A 14,050-nucleotide genomic window follows, 5' to 3' on the forward strand; every position below is an offset into this window, starting at 1 on the left:
CCGCCTCCCGGCTCACCGAACGGGGCGCCACCCGCGCCGACGACAAGATGTCCGAAGCCGCGATGGAAGACCGCAAGCGCGAGGGGTACTTCTAAATGACCACCACAGCTGAGCAGTTGAGCGCCACCACCCTGCTGCGCTTCGCCACGGCCGGTTCGGTCGACGACGGCAAGTCCACCCTGGTGGGCCGTCTGCTGCACGACTCCAAGTCGATCCTCACCGACCAACTGGAGGCCGTCGAGCAGGCCTCGCTCAGCCGCGGCCAGGAGGCCCCGGACCTGGCCCTGCTCACCGACGGACTGCGGGCCGAGCGTGAGCAGGGCATCACCATCGATGTCGCCTACCGCTACTTCGCCACCACCCGCCGCCGGTTCATCCTCGCCGACACCCCCGGCCACGTGCAGTACACCCGGAACATGGTCACCGGCGCCTCCACCGCCGAACTGGCCGTGGTCCTGGTCGACGCCCGCAACGGCGTCGTCGAACAGACCCGCCGCCACGCCGCCGTCGCGGCACTCCTCCGTGTCCCGCACGTCGTCCTCGCCGTCAACAAGATGGACCTCGTCGACTACGCGGAGCCCGTATTCGCAGCCATAGCCGAGGAGTTCACCGCCTACGCCGCCTCCCTCGGCGTCCCGGAGATCACCGCCATCCCCATCTCCGCCCTGGCCGGGGACAACGTCGTGGAGCCGTCCGCGCACATGGACTGGTACGGCGGCCCCACCGTCCTGGAGCACCTGGAGACGGTGCCGGTCAGCCATGACCTCACCGCCTGCCACGCGCGCTTCCCCGTGCAGTACGTGATCCGGCCGCAGACCGCCGAGCACCCGGACTACCGGGGGTACGCCGGTCAGATCGCCGCCGGGGTCTTCCGGGTCGGCGAGGCCGTCTCCGTACTGCCGTCCGGGCGTACGACGACGATCACCGGCATCGACGCGCTCGGCGAGAGCGTGGACATCGCGTGGGCGCCGCAGTCGGTGACGCTCCGGCTGGCCGACGACATCGACATCTCGCGCGGCGACCTGATCGCCCCCGCCGCCGATGTGCCGCCGGTGACCCAGGACATCGAGGCGACCGTCTGCCATGTGGCGGACCAGCCGCTCTCGGTGGGCCGGCGGGTGCTGCTGAAGCACACCACCCGTACGGTCAAGGCGATCGTCAAGGACATCCCCTCGCGGCTGACCCTGGACGACCTCTCCCAGCACCCGGCGCCCGGACAGCTCGTCGCCAACGACATCGGCCGGGTCGTGGTGCGGACCGCCGAGCCGCTCGCGCTCGACGCGTACGAGGACTCCCGGCGCACGGGCTCGTTCCTGCTGATCGACCCGGCGGACGGGACGACGCTGAGCGCCGGCATGGCGGGAGCCGCGTTCGCCGCCGCGGCCGAAGCGTTCGTGGCGGCCGACGACGACGCCGAGTGGGACTTCTGATGACCGGTGACTTCTTCTCCACCTTCGCGAAGGAGGGCGGCCGGGTGGGCAGCGGCGCCCTCGGCAGCGGCCAGGGAGGCGTGGGGCGATGTGCGTGATGACGTACGCGCACCGCTCGCGCGCCCTGAACCCCCCGCACCCGTACCGCCGAAGACCTGCCGACCTCCCGGCCGCGCCCCCCTGACCAGCAGCGGGACGCGAGTACCGGGCCAACGAGAGGAAAGCCTCCCGTGCCTGCGCACCGTTCCACCGTTCGCCGCTCCATAGCCGCCGTCGCGGCCCTGCCGCTGCTCGCCCTGACCGCCACCGCCTGCGGTTACGGTTCCGACGCCCAGGACGACGACGCGAAGAAGGCGAACGTCTCCGCCGGAGGGAAGAAGCTCTCCGCGGACACCGTGAAGATCGGCTACTTCCCGAACCTCACGCACGCCACCGCCCTGGTCGGTATCCAGGAAGGCACCATCCAGAAGGAGCTGGGCGGCACCAAGGTCGAGTCCACGACCTTCAACGCCGGCCCCTCCGAGATCGAGGCGCTGAACGCCGGTTCGATCGACATCGGCTTCATCGGCCCCTCCCCCGCCATCAACGCCTACGTCAAGTCCCAGGGCAAGGGCCTGCGGATCGTGGCGGGTTCGGCCTCCGGCGGCGTGAAACTGGTCGTCAACCCGAAGAAGATCAAGACGCTGGACGACCTCAAGGGCAAGCGGATCGCGACCCCGCAGATCGGCAACACGCAGGACGTGGCCTTCCTCAACTGGATCTCCGAGAAGGGCTGGAAGGTCGACCCGCAGAGCGGCAAGGGCGACGTCTCCGTGGTCCGCTCGGACAACAAGGTGACGCCCGACGCCTACAAGTCCGGTTCGCTGGACGGCGCGTGGGTCCCGGAGCCGACGGCCTCGAAGCTGGTCTCCGAGGGCGCGAAGGTGCTCCTCGACGAGAAGGACCTGTGGCCGGACAAGAAGTTCGTGATCACGCACATCATCGTGTCGCAGAAGTTCCTCGACGCGCACCCCGACGTGGTCGAGGCCGTGGTCAAGGGTTCGGTGTCCACCAACAAGTGGATCAACGCCAACCCGGAGGAGGCCAAGGCGTCCGCCAACAAGGCGCTGGAGAAGCTGAGCGGCAAGGCACTGCCCAAGGAGATCCTCGACCCGGCGTGGGAGTCCGTCGAGTTCACCAACGACCCGCTGGCCACCACGCTCAAGACCCAGTCGGAGTTCTCGGTGAAGGCCGGTCTGCTGGAGAACCCGAAGCTGGAGGGCATCTACGACCTGGGCCCGCTGAACAAGATCCTCAAGGCTGAGGGCCGGCCCGAGGTCTCCGACGCCGGTCTCGGCGTCAAGTAACCCGCCCATCCGCACCGGAACCCATCGGATTCCCAGGAGGTGACGACCATGGCGACCACCACCCTCACCAAGGCCGAGGACCGTACGACGGTCGAGCACGCCGCCCGTCTCGCGCACGTCTCGAAGTCCTTCGCCGGACCCACGGGGCAGCAGCTCGTCCTGGACGACATCACCCTCGATGTCGCTCCGGGTGAGTTCGTCACCCTCCTGGGAGCCTCCGGGTGCGGAAAGTCGACGCTGCTCAATCTGGTGGCCGGACTCGACCGCCCGTCCGCGGGGTCCATCGAGACCCCCGGCGGGCGGCCGGCCCTGATGTTCCAGGAGCACGCCCTCTTCCCGTGGCTGACCGCGGGCAAGAACATCGAACTGGCCCTGCGGCTGCGCGGGGTCCCGAAGTCGGAGCGCCGCACCGAGGCGGAGCGGCTGCTCGAACTCGTCCGCCTCGGCGGCGCGTACGGCAAGCGGGTGCACGAGCTCTCCGGCGGGATGCGGCAGCGGGTGGCGATGGCCCGCGCACTCGCCCAGGACAGCCAACTGCTGCTGATGGACGAGCCGTTCGCGGCGCTCGACGCCATCACGCGCGATGTGCTGCACGACGAGCTGACCCGGATCTGGCGGGAGACGAACGCCTCGGTCCTCTTCGTCACGCACAACGTGCGCGAGGCCGTACGGCTCGCGCAGCGCGTCGTACTGCTCTCGTCCAGGCCGGGCCGCATCGCCCGCGAATGGACGGTCGACATCGAGCAGCCGCGCCGTATCGAGGACACCGCCGTGGCGGAGCTGTCCGTCGAGATCACCGAAGAACTGCGTGGGGAGATCCGCCGACATGGCCAGCACTGACATCACGTCCGACCGGAAACGGCCGGACGCGGCGGCCGGACCGGTCGACGCGAAGCCGGACGACCTGGCCGGTCTGGAGGCAGGTCTCGACGCCCTGGACGCGGTGCAGATCCGCCGCACCCCGGTCCGCGAGGTCCTGAAGAGCAAGGTGCTGCCGCCCGTGGTAGCGGTGGCGCTGGTCCTCATCGTCTGGGAGCTGCTGGTCCGCGCCGAGGTCACCGAGGTCTACAAGCTGCCGCCGCCGTCCGCGGTGTGGGACAGCGCCAAGGACATGTGGCTCAAGGGCACGCTCCTGGAGGTCGTCTGGACCAGCGTCTCGCGCGGTCTGCTCGGCTTCCTCCTCGCGGTGGCCATCGGTACGCCGCTGGGGCTGCTGGTCGCGCGGGTGCGGCTGATCCGGGCGGCGATCGGGCCGATCCTGTCCGGGCTCCAGTCGCTGCCGTCGGTCGCGTGGGTGGCCCCGGCGGTCATCTGGCTCGGGCTGAACGACAGCATGATGTACGCGGTGATCCTGCTGGGTGCGGTGCCTTCGATCGCCAACGGGCTGGTCTCGGGTGTCGACCAGGTGCCGCCGCTGTTCCTGCGGGCGGGCCGCACGCTGGGTGCCACCGGCATCCGGGGCACGTGGCACATCGTCCTGCCGGCCGCGCTGCCCGGCTACCTGGCGGGTCTCAAGCAGGGCTGGGCGTTCTCCTGGCGCTCGCTGATGGCCGCCGAGATCATCGCCTCCTCCCCTGAACTGGGTCTGGGACTCGGGCAGTTGCTGGAGAACGGTCGCAGCAACTTCGACATGCCCGGGGTCTTCCTCTCGATCCTGCTCATCCTGTTCGTCGGCATCGCGATCGACCTGCTGATCTTCAGTCCGCTGGAGCGGTGGGTGCTGCGCAGCCGAGGCCTCCTCGTCAAGAACTGAGTCACGCCATGTCCCATCCCGTCCTCCTCGTCATCGCCCACGGCAGCCGCGACCCGCGGCACGCCGCGACCGTGCACGCCCTCACCGAGCGGGTGCGGGCCGAGCGGCCGGGGCTGCGCGTGGAGACGGCGTTCCTGGAGTTCAACGCCCCCTCCGTGCCCCGGGTGCTGGAGCGCCTGGCCGCGGAGGGGGCGGACGAGATCGTCGCCCTGCCGCTCCTCCTGACCCGGGCGTTCCACGCCAAGACCGATATCCCGTCGGTGCTGCGCGAGGCCCGCGCCCGGCTGCCCCGCCTGCACATCCGCCAGGCCGACGTCCTCGGCCCGTCCCCGCTGCTCAACGCCACCCTGGAGCGGCGGCTGCGGGAGGCCGGGGTCCGCCCCGGCGACCTCCCCCGGACCGGGCTCGTCCTGGCCTCGGCGGGATCCTCAGACCCGGAGGCGATCGCAGTGATCGCTGAAATCGCGCGGGAGCTGCGGCACACCGGTTGGTGCGCCGTGCGGCCTGCGTTCGCCTCCGCATCTCTCCCCCGCACCGAGGACGCGGTACGGGCCCTGCGCGCCGAGGGCGCGGAGCGGGTGGCGGTGGCGCCGTACGTCATCGCCCCCGGCCGCCTCCCGGACCGCATCGCGGCAGGCGCCGAGGCGGCCGGTGCGGACGTGCTGGCCGATGTCCTGGGCCCGGCGCCGGAGTTGGCGCGGCTGCTGCTGGACCGGTACGACGAGGCGCGGGTGATGGTGGGGGCGTCGTCGCTGTCGGCGTGAGGGCGGCTGCCGGCCAGTCGTAGGACAGACCGCCAGAGCGGGCCCGCTTCAGCTCGAAGAAGCCCTGGTGGCCCGCGAGGACCCGGAAGCTGTCGAAGAGTTCGGCCGCCTCCTCGCCGCGCGGGATCGCGTTCATGACCGGGCCGAACCAGACCGTGCCGTCCACGTGGATCGTCGGCGTGCCCACGTACGCGTCCTGCTCCGGATCCTTGCCCGCGTCGTGGCTGCGGGCCACCTCTTCGTCGTACGCCGTGGAGTGCGCGGCCTCCAGCAGCTCGGCGGGCAGGGCCGGTTCGGCGCGGTACCAGTCACGGTCCAGTGCGGTGGGCCACTTCGGGATGGCGGCAGCCGTCAGAGCTGCTGGGCCGACTCCCTGGTGGGGGTGGAGTGCAGGGCCCGGCTGTCCAGGGTCACCGTCCCTTCGCGGGGGGAGGCGGCGGGCCAGGCGGGACATGGCGGTTTGCTTCGGAGGGTGGGCGTGCCCGGGGGGCGGCGGGGACTGGGGGGTCAGAGGTGGGGTGCGGCGCGGCTGCCGGACCAGGCGTGCCAGAGGGTGGCGTACGGGCCTTCGGCGGTGCGCAGTTCGTCGTGGGTGCCGCTCTCGACGACCCGGCCGGCCTCCAGCACCACGATCCGGTCGGCGGCGACGGCCTGGGTGAGGCGGTGGGCGACGACCAGGGCGGTGCGGCCGGCGAGGGCGGCCTCGGCGGAGCGCTCCAGGGTCCGGGCGCCGGCGCTGCCCGCCTCGGCGGTCGCCTCGTCGAGGACGGCGACCGGCGGGTCGGCCAGGACGAGCCGGGCGAGGGCGAGTTGCTGGGCGCGGGCCGGGTCGAGGCTGTGGCCGCCCTCGCCTACGACGGTGGCGAGCCCCTCGGGCAGGGCCTCGGCCCACTCCAGGGCGTGCACGGTGGCGAGGGCGGTACGGAGGTCGGCGTCGGTGGCGTCGGGGCGGGCGAGGCGGAGGTCCTCGGCGAGGGTGCCGGTGAAGACGTGGACCTCCTGGGTGACCAGGACGACGGAGGGGCCGGCCGGGCTCGGTGCCACGGAGACCGTGCCGCCGGTCGGCTGCAGGACGCCCGCGACGAGCCGGGCCAGGGTGGACTTCCCGGCCCCGCTGGTCCCGACGAGCGCCACGTGTTCGCCCGCGCGCAGGGTCAGGGAGACGTCGTGGAGGACGGTGCGGCCGGGGCCGTACGCGTGGCTCACGGCGTCGACGGTGACGGCCGCGTCGGACGTGGTCCGCTGGTGCGGCAGCCGTACCGCGCTCGCCTTGAGGTCGGTGCTCGCCTGGGGGCCGGTGCTCTCCTGGAGGCTGGTGCTCTCCTGGAGGTCGGTCACCCCGACCAGCCGGGCCAGCCCGGCCGCCGCCGACTGGGCCTCGTCGAGCAGTACGAGGGCGGCGTTGACCGGTCCGAAGAGGCTGTGGAAGTAGAGGGCGGCGGCCGTCGCCGTACCGATGGAGACGGATCCGTCGCGGACCAGGAAGAACCCGGTGACCAGGACGGCGGCCAGGCCGACGTACTCCGCGATGTGCAGGCGAGCGTAGAAGCCGAGCACCAGGTGGACGCTGCGCATGGTCAGCTCGACGGCCCTGCGCGAGCGCGCCGCGCTCTTCTCGGTGTGCTGCTCCTCCAGCCGGTGGCCGCGTACGGTCGCCGCTCCCCCGATGGTCTCCAGGAGTTGTTGCTGCTGGGCCCCGTTGGCGACCCGCTGGTCCGCGTAGACGGTGACGGCGCGGGTCACGTACCACCGTGCCGTGAGCGCCTGGACCGGTACGGCGAGGAGCGCGGCGAGGAGGAACCGTACGTCCAGCAGGGCCATCGCACCGAGGGTCAGCACGATCGCGAGGACCGAGCGGGCCATCTCGGGGAGTGCCGAGCGGACGGCCTCCGCGACCCGGGCGACGTCTCCGGTGACCCTGGCCGTGAGGTCGCCGGCCCCGGCCCGCTCCAGGCGGTCGGCGGGGAGCTGGAGGGCGCGCTCGATGAACTGTTCGCGCAGCCGGGCCAGGACGGTCTCACCGAGCCGGGCGACCTGGGTCAGGCCGAGCGTGGTGGTGACGCCCTGGACGACCGCGACCGCCAGCAGGAGGACGACGGGCAGGGTGAGGGCGTCGGCGGGGCGGCCGTCGGCGACGATGTCGACGACGCGGCCGAGCAGCGGCTGGACCAGGAGCCCTACGGCGGTGGCGCCGACCAGCACGCCGAGGCCCAGGATCGCGCGGCCCCGGTCCGGGCGGATCAGGGTGCGCAGGGCGGCGCGGGTGCGGGCGCCGGTGGCGATGGGGAGCAGTTCGGCGCTGTCGTCCGCTACATCGGTCATATCGGTGGGGGTCATGTGAGCACCGCCGTGCGGTAGACGGGATGGTCGCGTACGAGGTCCTCGTGCGGGGCCTCGGCGGTGATGGTGCCGCCGTCGATGAGCACGACCCGGTCGGTGGCGGCGAGGAGGGCCGGGCTGCTGGTGACCAGGACCGTGGTGCGGCCGGTGCGGGCGCGGCGGATGCCGGTGGCGATGCGGGCCTCGGTGGCGGCGTCGACGGCGGTGGTCGGGTCGTGGACGACGAGGACCGAGCGGTCGGCGGCGAGCGCGCGGGCCAGGGCGACGCGCTGGCGCTGGCCGCCGGAGAGGGAGCTGCCGCGCTCGCCGATACGCCCGGAGGTGCCCCCGGGCAGGGTGGCGGCGACCTCGTCGACGGCGGCGGCGTCCATGGCCGGCTGCGGGTCGGCTCCGGCGGGGGCGGCGGCCGTGACGTTGTCGAGGAGGGTGCCGTCGAAGAGCTGGGCGTCGTGCTCGGCCACCAGGAGCGCGGAGCGCAGGGCGGCGGGGGCGAGTTCGGTGACCGGGGTGCCGTCGAGTTCGACGCGTCCCCGGTCCGGGTCGCAGCGGCGGGCCAGGCAGTGCAGCAGGGTGGCCGCGTCGGCGGTGTCGGTGACGACGATGCCGAGGTGCTCGCCGGGCCGGACGGTGAGGTCGATGCCGTGGAGCCCGGCGTGGCCGAGGCCGTGCAGGCGCAGCTCTCCTGCACTCGGTGCGGCCGGCTCCGTGGTGCCGCCGGTGCTCTCGCCGGGTGCGGCCAGCACGTCGGCGATGCGGGCGGCGGAGGCGCGGGCCTTGGCGAGTTCGGCGCCGACCCAGGCCAGCACGGCGATCGGGCCGGGCAGGAAGAGGGCGAGGCCGACGGCGGAGACGAGGGCCCCGAGGCCGATGGAGCCGCTGAGCACCAGGCGGCCGCCGACGAGGGCGACCAGGGCGATGAAGGCGCCGGTGAGGGTGAGCATCAGGCCGGTCTGGAGTGCGGCGGCGCGGGCGGCGCGCACGTTGGCCTCGCGGGAGGCCTGGCTGGTGGAGCGGTACCGGGCGACGGCGGCGGCCTCGGCGCGGAGGCCCTTGAGGACGCGGACCCCGGCGACCAGGTCGGCGGCGACCCCGGAGGCGTGGGCGGCGCGTTCCTGTTCGGCGTCGCTGCGGTGTTCCAGGGGGCGGGCGAGGTAGTGGCCGAGCGCCATGAGGACCGGGGCGCCGATCAGGACGAGGAGCCCGAGGGGGACGGAGGCACGGAGCAGCAGGACCGCCCCCGCGACGGCGCCGACGACGGCGGCGATGCCGAGGGTGAGGGCCATGTTGAGGGCCCCGACCCGCCGGGCGTCCTCGGTGGCCACGTTGACCAGGGCGCCGGGCGGCCGCCCGGCCTCGGCGCCGCCGTGCGGGGCGAGGACCCGGCGTACGACGTCCAGGCGCAGGTGGTGCGCGGCCTGCTCGGCGGCGCGCTCACCGGCCCGGGCGCCGAAGCGGAAGCCGTACGAGAGCATCGCGTAGACCACGGCGAGGACGACCAGCCAGAGGGCGAGCGCACCGCCGTCGGGGCGGACCACGGCACGGTCGACGATCAGGCCGATGAGTACGGGGACGAGTGCTTCGCCGGTCTGATGGGCGGCGCCCAGCAGCGAACCGACGACGACGTCCCGGCGCTGCCCCGCGACGGCGCGGCGGATGACACCGCGCCCGGACATGTCAGCCCCCACTCACCTGCTCCTCAGCGTGTAGCCGGACAAGGGCGGAGAGGCGACTTCCAGCCATCCTTCTCCAGCCAAAACGAAGGCAAGGCTAACCTGCATCCGCCACGGCCGGGGCCCCCGCCCCCCCCTGCGGGATCTCCGGCCGCGGGCGTCCGGACTGGCGGCGGGGCCCCACGGCCCGGGGGCAGGGGCCGTGGGACCGGGCGGGCCGGGGCGGGTCAGGCGGTGCCGGAGCGGCGGCGCTTGAGGAACCACCACAGGCCGCCGGCCAGCGCCAGTACGGCGACGGCGACGGCGATGCCGATCGGCAGGGCGGGCGACGAGCCGTCGTCCTCCGCCGCCGAGGCCTTCGCCTCGTCCTCCGCCGCCGCCGCGTCCGAGGCCGTCACCCCGTCCGAGGCCGTCACCCCGTCCGATGCCGTCGGCTTCGCGTCCGCGGGCTCGGTGGTGGGCGGGGCGGACGGCGAAGGGGGCGCGGAGGTGGGGCTCGCGCTCGGGGTGGGGGCGACCGGCTCGGCGCCGGGGGCGGCCTCCTGGAGCTCCAGCACGGGCGCGGAGTGTCCGTGCCCGCCGCCGCTCGACTCCTCCAGTTCGATCCAGCGGTCGACGCGGCCGTCGTCGTACGTCTGGAGCGTCTTGAACACCAGCGACTTCGCGTCCGGAAGCTGCCGGACGACGACGGAGTACGTGACGTCCTTGCCGACCGCCACGGGCGGACCCGACACGGTGAAGCCCTTGTCGGTCGGGGCGAGCTTCCAGCCGGCGGGGCCCTTGCCGTAGGTGACGTCGGCGGGAGCGATCCCCTTCGGGAGGAACACCTCCAGCCTGGTGATGCCCGCCGCGTCGGACTCGGTCGCCGCGTCGAAGTTCAGCGTGACGTTCTCGGCGAGCGCACGGGCGCCCTCGGAGGCGACCTCCACATGGGCGGAGGCCGGGGTGGCGAGAAGGAGGGTGGCGGCGGTCGCGGCAGCGACGGCGGCGCAGCGGCCGATGGTTCGTACGCGTACGGAGGTGGACACGGGGATCTCCCAGGTGAGGTGGCGGTGTCGCGGGCACGCGGAAGCGCGCCCCGGGCGGGCGGGCGGCGCGGATCAGCGCGTCGCGGGAGGCCCCCGGCGTACCACCGTGTGGTTCAGCGCTGTGCGGTTGTACGGGGAGGGCGGGGACCACGCCCGCGGCGGCCCGGTCCGGGGCCGGCGCCCCGGGAACGGGCCCGCCGGGGCGGGCCCGCCCAGCCACCGGTCCAGCGTGTGGTCCAGGTGCCGGGCCACCGTCCGGCAGGAGGCGTCCGCGCGCTGCATGCACCAGCCCACCAGCAGCGCGGCGACCGTGTGTCCGGCCGCCATCACCACCGCGAGGCGGTGGTCCGCGTGCCAGGCCTGGTGGACGTCCAGTCCGGTGCCGTGCCGGTGCGACGCGGGCGGCGCGGCGGCGGTGTCGTTCTGTACGGCCGCGAAGAGCTGGTGCAGTGCGGCCTGTCCGGCGCCGGTCGCCGCGAGCACCACAGGCAGCGCCCCGCCCCGTCGCGCGACGAACGGGGCGAGGAACCGCGCGACGAACAGCGCGACGAGGAACAGCGTCCCGGCCGCGAGCGGCACGGACCACCCCGGCACCGCCTGCCCGGAGGACAGGTGGTGGGCGCAGAGTGCGAGGGCCGTGCCGGTCGCCGCGAAGACAAGGGCCCGGACAGCGGCGACCGCCGCTCCGGCCCCGGGATCCCGGGCGGAGCGTCCGTCGCGTATCTCTGCGGCCCTCGACATGGCTGCCCCATCATGGGGCACGGCGGGCCCGGCCCGTCAGCCCGCCGGGGAAGTCGGTGGTCCTCCCGAACTCGCCCCCGGCCACCCGCCGGAGAGGCTCGAACTGCCGCAGAGGCTCAGACCTCCGCGAACGGGTCGTCGACGAACGGGGTCGCCTGGTGGAAGTAGAGCCGCCACCCCTCCCCGGTCAGCCGCCACAGGGAGCTGCGGTGCGAGCGGAGCCCCTTGGACTCCGTATCGAAGGTGAGGTGCACCAGATCCGGGGCGAGTTGCGTGCCCCGCATCCGGGAGGCGGTCAGCGGGCCGGGGCGCGGGGCGTCGTCGGCGGTGAGCGCCTCGATGATCGACTCCCGGTCCCAGAGCCGTCCGCTGGTGCCGATCTCCCGGAACCCGGGGTGGAGCAGGGCGGCGAGGAGATCCGCGGAGGCGCGTACCACCGGGTCCAGCAGGCGGAGTTCGCCTTCGATGGCTTGGGCCACGGCGGGCGACGGCTCAGACACGTGTCATCTCCACCAGTTTGGCCACGGTGTTCCAGTTGCGGGTGGTGGCCGTGAGGCCCTTGGTGAGGTGGGGACGCGCCAGAGCCGCGGCCAGCTTGGAGCGGCCGAGTCCGTCGGGGGCGTACAGGTAGACGCAGCGGTCACCGAGCTCGAAAGCCTCCGGCAGGTAGGCCGGTGCGTCGAGGCCGGCGAGGCGTTCGGCGTCCATCGCCCGGTCGAGGTAGGTGACGTGGAGCTGCTTGCCCTCCAGCTCGGCGGCGGGGAAGGGGCAGGCGTCGGCGACGGCGGCGAGGTAGGAGCCGCTGCGGACGATGCAGTCGACGAAGAACCCGAACCTCTCGTGGATCGCCTGCTCCAGGGCGGCGGCGAGCGCGCTCTCGTCCTGGTCCTCGCTGCGGAAGACGGCGTTGCCGCTCTGCAGATGGGTGGCGATGCCGGTGTGCCCCAGTTCACCGAGCACGGTGCGCAGTTCCGGCATCGGGACCCTCTTGTGGCCGCTCACATTGATCCCGCGCAGCAGAGCCGCGTACGTCGTCGTCATGGGCCCACACCCTAGAGCGGTCCGTCCTCGGGCGCGCAGCCGCCGCGCCCCGTGGGGGAGGGCGCGGCGGCTGCTGTGCGCGAGCGGTGCCGGACGGGGACGGTGGGGCGCACCCGTCCGGCGGTGGGTCCTGCTCGACCCGGCGGTGGGTCCTACTCGACCCGGCGGTGGGTCCTACTCGACGATCTTGAGGAGCTTGTTCGCCGTGCCCTCGGTCGCGTTGGAGATGGCGTCCGGGGTGGCTCCCTCGGTGAGCGCCGTGGCGACGGCCTCCGGGGTGGCGTCCTGGTGGCCCGCCAGGTAGACGGCGGCCGCGCCGACGACGTGCGGGGTCGCCATGGACGTACCGGAGATGGTGTTCGTGCCGGTGTCGCTGTCGTTCCAGGTGGACGTGATGTCCGAGCCGGGGGCGTAGATGTCCACGACGGAGCCGAAGTTGGAGAAGTCCGACTGCTCGTCGCCCTCCGTGGACGAGGCGACGGTGATCGCCTCGGGGACGCGGGAGGGCGAGCCCTGGCCGGCGTCGCTGGACTCGTTGCCCGCGGCCACACCGAAGGTGATACCGGCGGCGATGGCCTTCTGGACGGCCTCGTCGAGGGCCGGGTCGGCGCCGCCGCCGAGGCTCATGTTGGCGACGGACGGGCCGGACGCGTTGGCGGCGACCCAGTCGATGCCGGCGATGACCTGCTCGGTGGTGCCCGAGCCGTTGTCGTCCAGGACGCGGACGCCGACGATCTTGGCCTTCTTGGCGACGCCGTGCGCGGCCCCGGCTATGGTGCCCGCCACGTGGGTGCCGTGCCCGTTGCCGTCGTCGGCGTCGTCGTCGTTGTCCACGGCGTCGAAGCCGGAGGTGGCGCGGCCCTCGAAGTCCTCGTGGGTGACGCGGACCCCGGTGTCGATGACGTACGCGGTGACGCCCTCACCGGCGGCGTCGGGGTAGTTGTACGCCTTGTCGCCCGCGGTCTCGGCCTGGTCGATCCGGTCCAGACCCCATGACGGGGGGTTCTCCTGGGTGGCGTTGATGCTGAACTTCTTGTTCTGCACCACCTTGGCGACGGACGGGTCGGCGGCGAGGCGCTTGGCCTCGGTATCCGAAAGTCCGCTGGCGGAGAAGCCGTTGATGCTGGAGGAGTAGTTGCGCTGGAGCTTGCCGCCGTACTCCTTCGCGAGCTTCGACTTGTCCGCCTTCTCGCCCAGCATGACGATGTAGCTGCCGGAGACGGCGGTCTTGGCGTCCGCGCCGTAGACCGTGCCCATGGGGGCCGGCGCGGCTCCGGCGAACGAGGTTCCGAGCAGGGTGACTCCGGCTGCGGCTGCCACGGCGGTGATCGCGGCGGTCAGCTTGGTCCGGCGAGTGATGGTGCGCTGGTGCTTGGCCATGAAGAGGGGTCTCCTCGTCAATCTCTGTGGGGGGATTGACCTCCGGCCGGAAGATCTCCGGGGGTTGGCTCGAAACCCTGACCGATTGACGAGCGCAGATCAAGACCCCCTTGCAGCTGTGACTTACTCAACAAGGTTTCGTAACAAGAAATCGGCCATGGCGGGTCACAACGGGCGGCGGGCGTCAACACGCAGGCAACAAAGCCGGATCGACGCGTCGCGAAGACGCTCGCCCATCGGTGAATCACCAGCTCAGGGGCGCCTCCCGGCCCCTTGCGCCACTGCGAACCGCACCCGCGCGGACTCGGAAGGGACACCGCCGGGCGCAGACGGGTATGCGTGAAGACCTGTGAACGTGCGTGAAGAAGTGCGCGAAGGAGGTGAAGTCCCCTGCCGGAGATGTGGAGTCACCCGGGGGGTGCGTGCAGATGCAACGACGACCGGCATCGCACATACGGACGCCCCGCCCCGCACCACCGGGTCGCACGGCGGGCAGGACGGGGCGCACAACGTCCGGATATCATTCCGGCCGATCCGCTCAGAGCGACAGGAGCGAC

12 protein-coding genes and 2 pseudogenes are annotated in these 14,050 nt (G+C 72.9%); 6 read left to right on the forward strand and 8 right to left on the reverse strand.

Annotated features, from left to right (window positions below):
- From ACFWRT_RS08965 to ACFWRT_RS08990, 6 genes and pseudogenes are all read left to right on the forward strand, one after another.
- Window positions 1–95 (forward strand): annotated as a pseudogene (locus ACFWRT_RS08965) (sulfate adenylyltransferase subunit CysD); the annotation flags it as partial.
- Window positions 96–1,430 carry a sulfate adenylyltransferase subunit 1 gene (locus ACFWRT_RS08970; protein WP_380951564.1) on the forward strand — a complete coding sequence of 445 codons (1,335 nt, stop codon included), beginning with the start codon at window positions 96–98 and terminating at the stop codon, window positions 1,428–1,430. It begins immediately after the preceding pseudogene.
- Between the two features lie 230 nt (window positions 1,431–1,660).
- On the forward strand, window positions 1,661–2,776 hold the full coding sequence (locus ACFWRT_RS08975; protein WP_380951565.1) for an aliphatic sulfonate ABC transporter substrate-binding protein: 1,116 nt from the start codon (window positions 1,661–1,663) through the stop codon (window positions 2,774–2,776).
- A 48-nt stretch (window positions 2,777–2,824) separates the two neighbouring features.
- On the forward strand, window positions 2,825–3,616 hold the full coding sequence (locus tag ACFWRT_RS08980) for an ABC transporter ATP-binding protein (protein ID WP_018514603.1): 792 nt from the start codon (window positions 2,825–2,827) through the stop codon (window positions 3,614–3,616).
- Window positions 3,603–4,529, forward strand: a complete 927-nt coding sequence (locus ACFWRT_RS08985; RefSeq protein WP_380951566.1) for an ABC transporter permease — start codon at window positions 3,603–3,605, stop codon at window positions 4,527–4,529. The genes ACFWRT_RS08980 and ACFWRT_RS08985 overlap by 14 nt, the downstream gene beginning before the upstream one ends.
- A gap of 8 nt (window positions 4,530–4,537) precedes the next feature.
- Window positions 4,538–5,293: a sirohydrochlorin chelatase gene (locus ACFWRT_RS08990; RefSeq protein ID WP_380951567.1), complete on the forward strand. Its 756-nt coding sequence runs from the start codon at window positions 4,538–4,540 to the stop codon at window positions 5,291–5,293.
- A 16-nt stretch (window positions 5,294–5,309) separates the two neighbouring features.
- On the opposite strand, the pseudogene ACFWRT_RS08995 reads toward ACFWRT_RS08990, so the two are convergent.
- The 8 genes and pseudogenes from ACFWRT_RS08995 to ACFWRT_RS09030 all read right to left on the reverse strand — a co-directional run.
- Window positions 5,310–5,690: pseudogene (locus ACFWRT_RS08995) on the reverse strand (mycothiol-dependent nitroreductase Rv2466c family protein); the annotation flags it as partial.
- A gap of 110 nt (window positions 5,691–5,800) precedes the next feature.
- Window positions 5,801–7,630: an ABC transporter ATP-binding protein gene (locus ACFWRT_RS09000; protein WP_380951568.1), complete on the reverse strand. Its 1,830-nt coding sequence runs from the start codon at window positions 7,628–7,630 to the stop codon at window positions 5,801–5,803.
- The gene (locus tag ACFWRT_RS09005; protein ID WP_380951570.1) at window positions 7,627–9,318 is read right to left on the reverse strand and encodes an ABC transporter ATP-binding protein; all 1,692 of its coding nucleotides are present in this window, start codon (window positions 9,316–9,318) and stop codon (window positions 7,627–7,629) included. Before ACFWRT_RS09005 ends, ACFWRT_RS09000 begins: the two co-directional genes overlap by 4 nt.
- A 212-nt stretch (window positions 9,319–9,530) precedes the next feature.
- Window positions 9,531–10,331, reverse strand: a complete 801-nt coding sequence (locus ACFWRT_RS09010; protein WP_380951572.1) for a DUF1775 domain-containing protein — start codon at window positions 10,329–10,331, stop codon at window positions 9,531–9,533.
- 72 nt (window positions 10,332–10,403) lie between these two features.
- Window positions 10,404–11,072 carry a hypothetical protein gene (locus tag ACFWRT_RS09015; protein ID WP_380951573.1) on the reverse strand — a complete coding sequence of 223 codons (669 nt, stop codon included), beginning with the start codon at window positions 11,070–11,072 and terminating at the stop codon, window positions 10,404–10,406.
- Between the two features lie 116 nt (window positions 11,073–11,188).
- Window positions 11,189–11,572: a nuclear transport factor 2 family protein gene (locus tag ACFWRT_RS09020; RefSeq protein ID WP_380951575.1), complete on the reverse strand. Its 384-nt coding sequence runs from the start codon at window positions 11,570–11,572 to the stop codon at window positions 11,189–11,191.
- Window positions 11,565–12,113, reverse strand: a complete 549-nt coding sequence (locus ACFWRT_RS09025; RefSeq protein WP_380951576.1) for a DUF1697 domain-containing protein — start codon at window positions 12,111–12,113, stop codon at window positions 11,565–11,567. The genes ACFWRT_RS09020 and ACFWRT_RS09025 overlap by 8 nt, the downstream gene beginning before the upstream one ends.
- A gap of 174 nt (window positions 12,114–12,287) precedes the next feature.
- Window positions 12,288–13,493 carry a S8 family peptidase gene (locus ACFWRT_RS09030; RefSeq protein WP_380951577.1) on the reverse strand — a complete coding sequence of 402 codons (1,206 nt, stop codon included), beginning with the start codon at window positions 13,491–13,493 and terminating at the stop codon, window positions 12,288–12,290.
- Window positions 13,494–14,050 lie beyond the last annotated feature (557 nt).

The sequence above is a fragment of the Streptomyces cyaneofuscatus genome, from assembly GCF_042718795.1.
GTDB classification, from domain to species: domain Bacteria; phylum Actinomycetota; class Actinomycetes; order Streptomycetales; family Streptomycetaceae; genus Streptomyces; species Streptomyces cyaneofuscatus_A.

Excerpts from the sequence above, each read along its gene's own strand:
- ACFWRT_RS08970 (WP_380951564.1), top strand. The coding sequence starts at position 96 with ATGACCACCACAGCTGAGCAGTTGAGCGCCACCACCCTGCTGCGCTTC.
- ACFWRT_RS08980 (WP_018514603.1), top strand. The coding sequence starts at position 2,825 with ATGGCGACCACCACCCTCACCAAGGCCGAGGACCGTACGACGGTCGAG.
- ACFWRT_RS08985 (WP_380951566.1), top strand. The coding sequence starts at position 3,603 with ATGGCCAGCACTGACATCACGTCCGACCGGAAACGGCCGGACGCGGCG.
- ACFWRT_RS08990 (WP_380951567.1), top strand. The coding sequence starts at position 4,538 with ATGTCCCATCCCGTCCTCCTCGTCATCGCCCACGGCAGCCGCGACCCG.
- ACFWRT_RS09000 (WP_380951568.1), bottom strand. The coding sequence starts at position 7,630 with ATGACCCCCACCGATATGACCGATGTAGCGGACGACAGCGCCGAACTG.
- ACFWRT_RS09015 (WP_380951573.1), bottom strand. The coding sequence starts at position 11,072 with ATGTCGAGGGCCGCAGAGATACGCGACGGACGCTCCGCCCGGGATCCC.
- ACFWRT_RS09025 (WP_380951576.1), bottom strand. The coding sequence starts at position 12,113 with ATGACGACGACGTACGCGGCTCTGCTGCGCGGGATCAATGTGAGCGGC.
- ACFWRT_RS09030 (WP_380951577.1), bottom strand. The coding sequence starts at position 13,493 with ATGGCCAAGCACCAGCGCACCATCACTCGCCGGACCAAGCTGACCGCC.